This is a genomic window from Mycobacterium sp. E342, from assembly GCF_001667665.1.
In the GTDB taxonomy this organism is placed as follows: domain Bacteria; phylum Actinomycetota; class Actinomycetes; order Mycobacteriales; family Mycobacteriaceae; genus Mycobacterium.
In genome coordinates this window covers 1-5,457 of record NZ_LZJM01000276.1, presented here as the reverse complement: position 1 = coordinate 5,457, position 5,457 = coordinate 1, and the positions used below count along the sequence as shown (strand labels likewise).

The 5,457-nt window shown below is 64.5% G+C and carries 6 protein-coding genes; 5 read left to right on the top strand and 1 reads right to left on the bottom strand.

The genetic code is table 11. The features are described 5' to 3' along the window. Window positions 1-52: 52 nt before the first annotated feature. On the bottom strand, window positions 53-274 hold the full coding sequence (locus A5692_RS21690) for an MbtH family protein (RefSeq protein ID WP_068059651.1): 222 nt from the start codon (window positions 272-274) through the stop codon (window positions 53-55). 1,079 nt (window positions 275-1,353) lie between these two features. Here A5692_RS21690 and A5692_RS21685 point away from each other — a divergent pair. From A5692_RS21685 to A5692_RS29220, 5 genes are all read left to right on the top strand, one after another. Beyond that, entirely contained in the window at window positions 1,354-2,133 is a 780-nt protein-coding gene (locus tag A5692_RS21685; RefSeq protein ID WP_231984403.1) for a GAP family protein, read from the top strand. Between the two features lie 102 nt (window positions 2,134-2,235). After that, a complete protein-coding gene (locus A5692_RS21680) occupies window positions 2,236-3,792 on the top strand; it encodes a succinic semialdehyde dehydrogenase (protein WP_068059647.1) in 1,557 nt (518 codons plus the stop codon). A 99-nt stretch (window positions 3,793-3,891) separates the two neighbouring features. Continuing rightward, a complete protein-coding gene (locus A5692_RS21675; RefSeq protein ID WP_068059644.1) occupies window positions 3,892-4,326 on the top strand; it encodes a DUF4383 domain-containing protein in 435 nt (144 codons plus the stop codon). Window positions 4,327-4,435: 109 nt separating this feature from the next. After that, the gene (locus tag A5692_RS29565; protein WP_197514529.1) at window positions 4,436-5,017 is read left to right on the top strand and encodes a hypothetical protein; all 582 of its coding nucleotides are present in this window, start codon (window positions 4,436-4,438) and stop codon (window positions 5,015-5,017) included. A gap of 100 nt (window positions 5,018-5,117) precedes the next feature. Continuing rightward, window positions 5,118-5,457 (top strand): hypothetical protein (locus A5692_RS29220; protein ID WP_369830315.1); only part of this gene is annotated, 340 nt, incomplete at its 3' end.

Below are 5,457 nucleotides of genomic sequence, written 5' to 3'. Positions count from 1 at the left end.
AAATTCCCCCCGAAAGCTTTTCCGACTCCTTCATACCTAGACCGTCTACACATCACAAACCGGGGGCGGACAGCCTGTCACGCAGGCTTTTCGGACGGATGTCCGGCCAATTCTGTTCGATGTAGTCGAGGCAGGCGGCCCGGTCGGCCTCTCCGTACACCACCCGCCAGCCTGGCGGGACATCCGTGAAGACCGGCCAAAGGCTGTGCTGTTCCTCGTTATTGACCAGGACGAAAAATTTGCCACTGTCGTCATCGAAGGGATTGTTCTGCAACGGACGACCTCCTAAGCCAAGGTGAAAATTGCATAACGCCCCGCGCGCAGCACAAAAGGCGTGCCGCGCTTCAGGATTGGCCGTTAATTTCGACCAGTGTGCCGATCTACCCGCGGGCACGAAGCCGGTGCCGGTGGGCTCGATTGCGGAAATCCCCGTCGTGACGTGACTGGCTGCAGCTCGGGCCCCAGTTCTTCCCCGGCCCGAATCGCAATACCGTCCGCAACATCAACGGTAACCCGAAAATCGCGGAGGTTTCTCCGCGGGGGCTTTCCGTCGGTGCTACAGCGGACCACTAACATGCTGGCACCACGACTTTGGACGTCGCGCTCCACGGGTCGGCGGTTACCCACCGCTACCCGCCGTCAAACCTATGAATTTCGTTCTTGCATAAGAGATTCGCACCCCCGAATTGTTCGACGCGTGTCGCGTCATCCAGCGAGAACAAAACTTTGTCCCCGCCGCTTCATCATCATCGGGCACAGAGAGGCGGCCGCGCGATTCCGGCGCTCTTTGAACACAATGGCCACGGTTTGCTGTCGTGGCATGCACACGTCGCCGGAACGACCGCGCACCTTTTGCGGTCAGGTTCCGGTTCACCCCAGGGCAGCAAGCTTTCGGCCGCGACATGGCGGGAGGAAGGCCCGGCATTCGTGCATCGTAATTGCCGATCGCGACGAGCGGGCACGGTTTTCAGCCTTTCCCGAAAGCCATGGTGCTTTGACGGGGCCTGAACCACACGGGAGCTTGCTACAGCGAGCGCTGGCGGCGGCTGCGAACGATGCCAGCCGGCGCAGCGCTTAGCTGCAGACGGCGAACAGGCGTAGCGGCACCGCACCCGTTGTTGTGATTGATCTCACGACGGCTGCTCCGGTGGCGTTCACGCGGGCGTGGCGGGGGCATCGTCTGCTTGCTGCGCTCAGAGTGTTACGCGAACGCCTTGCGCGCGTGCGAGATTCGGTGTCGCCAAGCCGATCCGGGAGCCCACCATTTTGCATTCATACCCACGGGCGCAATTGGCTGGTGCCGGTGTTTAGACACCCGGGGGCGCGGGTAGAGCTGCGCCAATGTGGGGGTCAGTGCTGGGACTGGGAATTCTGGCGGCGCTCAATCCGGTGCGGCTCGGCCTCGCCCTCCTGATGATCTCCCGGCCGCGCCCCGGCCCGAACCTGCTCGCCTACTGGGTCGGTGGCCTGACCGTATGTGTGCCCGAGCTGCTCGCCCCGCTGATGCTGCTGAACTTCACCTCCACGTTCGGCGCATTCCGGCACGGCTCGGCAGGCTCGGCCGCGAGCTCCACCCTGCCCCACATCCAGATCGGGCTGGGCGTGCTCGGATTGTCGATCGCCGCGCTGATGGCGGTGCGCTTCGCGACGCGTCGACGCGCGCGGGCGCGGGCATCGAACGACGGGACCCCGACGTCGACGCCGGCTCCGGGGGCACCGATCGCGGTTCCGCGATTCCTGAGCCGCGCACAAGACGTTTCCCCCGAGGACCGTTCCGGAACCCGGCGCTTGCTCCACCGCGCCCACCACGCGTGGGAGAAGGGGTCGTTGTGGATCGCGTGGGTAATCGGGCTGGCGTCGGTTCCGATCGACGGGGTTCTCTTCATCCTCGCGATCATCGTGGCGTCACGGGCTGCGGTCGCCACGCAGGTCAGCGCCTCGATCGCGTTCGTCCTGCTGATGTATTCCGTCGTCGAGATGATCTTGGTCGGCTATGTGGCCGCGCCGGCTCGAACCCACGCGGTATTGCAGCAGCTTCACGACTGGGTGCGGGCGTACCACCGGCAGATCCTGGTGACCGTCTTCACGGTGGTCGGGGTGACCCAGTTGGCCCAGGGCATGCACATCCTCTGAGCTGGCCGGTTACATCCGTCGGGCTGAGCTTTCTGGTCGGGCCCACACCGCGCGGCATAGCCTGGTGTCTTGACCGCCCGTGCTTCTGCGAGAGGAAGCGACATGCCTGCACCGTCAGCCGAAGTCTTCGACCGTTTGCGTCAGCTGGCCGCGATCAAAGAGGCCACCGCCCGCGAGACCAAGACGATCGACGAGGTCTTCACCGGCAGACCGCTGACCACAATCCCCATCGGCACGGCCGAAGACGTCGAGGCGGCGTTCGCCGAGGCGCGCGCGGCCCAGGTCGAGTGGGCGAAGCGGCCGGTGACCGAGCGCATCGAGGTGATCGGCCGCTATCGCGACCTCGTCGTCGAGAACCGCGAGTTCCTGATGGACCTGCTGCAAGCCGAGGCCGGCAAGGCCCGATGGGCCGCGCAGGAGGAGATCGTCGACCTGATGGCGAACGCGAACTACTACGCGCACGTGGCGTCGGACCTGCTGAAGCCTCGCACGGTGCAGTCGCTGCTGCCGGGCATCGGCAAGACCACGGTCGGTTACCAGCCCAAGGGCGTGGTCGGGGTGATTTCGCCGTGGAACTACCCGATGACGCTGACCGCGTCCGATTCCGTGCCGGCGCTGCTGGCCGGCAACGCGGTGGTGCTCAAGCCGGACAGCCAGACGCCGTACTGCGCGCTGGCGTGTGCCGAGCTGTTGTACCGGGCCGGACTGCCGCGGGCGCTCTACGCGATCGTGCCCGGGCCGGGCTCGGTGGTCGGCACCGCCATCGTCGACAACTGCGACTACTTGATGTTCACCGGCTCGACCGCCACCGGCAGGCAACTCGCCGAGCATTGTGGCCGCCGGCTGATCGGTTTCTCGGCCGAACTCGGCGGCAAGAACGCGATGATCGTCACGCGGGGCGCCAACCTCGACAAGGCCGCCAAGGCCGCCACGCGCGCGTGCTTCTCCAACGCGGGCCAGCTGTGTATCTCCATCGAGCGCATCTACGTCGACAAGGACATCGCCGACGATTTCACCAGCAAGTTCGGTGCCGCGGTGCGGAATATGAAGCTGGGCACCGCGTACGACTTCACCGTCGAGATGGGAAGCCTGATCTCCGCGGGCCAGCTGAACACGGTCACCGACCACGTCGACGACGCGAAATCCAAGGGCGCCACGGTGATTGCGGGCGCCAAGGCGCGACCCGACATCGGGCCGCTGTTCTATGAGCCCACGGTGCTGACCGACGTCACGCCGGAGATGGAGTGCGCGGCCAACGAGACATTCGGGCCGCTCGTGTCGATCTACCCCGTCGCCGGCGTGGAGGAAGCCGTCGAGAAGGCCAACGACACCGAGTACGGGCTCAACGCCAGCGTGTGGGCCGGCTCCTCCGCGGAGGGCGAGCAGATCGCCGCGCGGTTGCGGTCGGGGACCGTGAACGTCAACGAGGGCTACGCGTTTGCGTGGGGCAGCCTGAGCGCGCCGATGGGCGGGATGGGCCAGTCCGGCGTCGGCCGCCGGCACGGGCCGGAGGGCCTGCTGAAGTACACCGAGTCGCAGACGATCGCGACGGCCCGCGTGTTCAATCTCGATCCGCCGCTTGGCATTCCGGCGACCCTCTGGCAGAAGTCGCTATTGCCCATCGTGCGCACGGTGATGAAACTGCCCGGGCGGAACTGACGGCGGGACTGTCCCGCTCGGCAGCCGCCGCACCGTTGACCCAGCTCTACTACCGCGCGTAGTATTCGGGCCATCCCGCCGTGCACAAGGGGGTGCAACGTGAGGTGGAGTTTCGCCCAGATCGGGCTGCTGATCATTTGCGCTTTTCATGTCGTGCAGGCGGTGATCGGCTTCATCATGAATCCGAGCTTCGCGACTGGGCCGGGGGCACCGACCGTGCAATTGCTCGGAATGGATTACAACGGCTGGCACGCCGTCGCCGGTCTCGCCCTGTTCGCTCCGGGCCTGGTGTTCGCCGTGCGCAAGTCGTGGGCCGTGTTGTATCTGCTCCTCGCCGCGATAACCGGTGCGCTGCCGGGCATTTGGGCATTCTTCTCCCATCAGGTCGCCTTTGTCTTCACCTTTCCCAACAACGTCACCGATGGGGTCGTACACCTGGTGACCGCGGCGGTGATGGTGGCGGTGGCGGCGGTGCAGATCCGGATGGACGGTGGGCTGCGAAACTCGTTCGCCGATCTCCGGCAAGCGCGCTAGCGTTTCATCGAGCTTTGAAGCGGAAACGGTCGGCCATATGGACTTCTGGCCGTAATCACGTGACCTAGGTCCCTAGCCGCCATGCCGCACATATTCAAAGCTCCGACTCATGAAACACCTCATTACCTGCAAGGTTGGAGGATTGCTGGCCATCACAGCGGTGCTGACGAACGCAGCGTGCTCCCATCACGCACCGACACCGCCACCGCAAACGACGGTCGCACCAACGACGACGTCGACCACCACGCCTACGCCGCAAACCACCACGCCAACCACCACCGTCCCGCCTGGTCCGCATTCCGCGGCGGCCGACATCGACTTGCCACCAGGATCGGTGCTTACGAAGACGGTCAATAACGTCGATAAAGCCGGGCAACCGATGACACAGGAGTTTTACTCCTACACGGTGCCGTACGACGTCGCCGTTGACTTCGTCGGAAAGCAGTTGTCCAAGAATTTATCCCCGAATGGATGGTACAAGGGCAAGCTGCGGCCATGCCATGGCCGCGTCGCTCCCAACCCTGCCTTGGTTCCCCCTCCGTGGCACAACGAGAATTTGACGGAATGGAGATGGGCCGACGACAACAGGGCATTGACTGTGGACGTGTCCAATCCAGAAAGCAAGATCATCAAGCAGCCCACGATCTCCATCAATGACCTGACGCTCAGTGCGACCGGGTCTTGCCTGTAGACGACTTCGAACAGCCGACAATCCTTAGCACCCCACCAGCACGGCTCGTACCACTTCGATCAAGCAGTTACCGATTTCGCCCTTTTGTCAAGGAGACGAAATGAGGATTCGTTTCATTGTTTCGGCGCTCGGGGCTGTAATGGTCGCGTTGGCGGTTGGGTGTGGCGGCGGGCAGGGCGGCGGCCACAACGCCACTTCGGTGGCACCCTCGCCGACACCCACTGTCGGGCCAACGGTGGCGCTCAATCGCATCGATGAGCTGCTCCTGCCGCCGGAAGCGGTCAGCGACATCGTCGGCTCGAAACTCAACTGGACGGGCACGCCTCCGCCTGGCTGGACCAGGCCTCCATTGCCCCCTGTCATCGACGAGGGCAACCCCGAGTGTGGGGCGCTGTTCGGGCTGGACACCAACACGGTTGGCGTGGCCTATACCGCGTGGC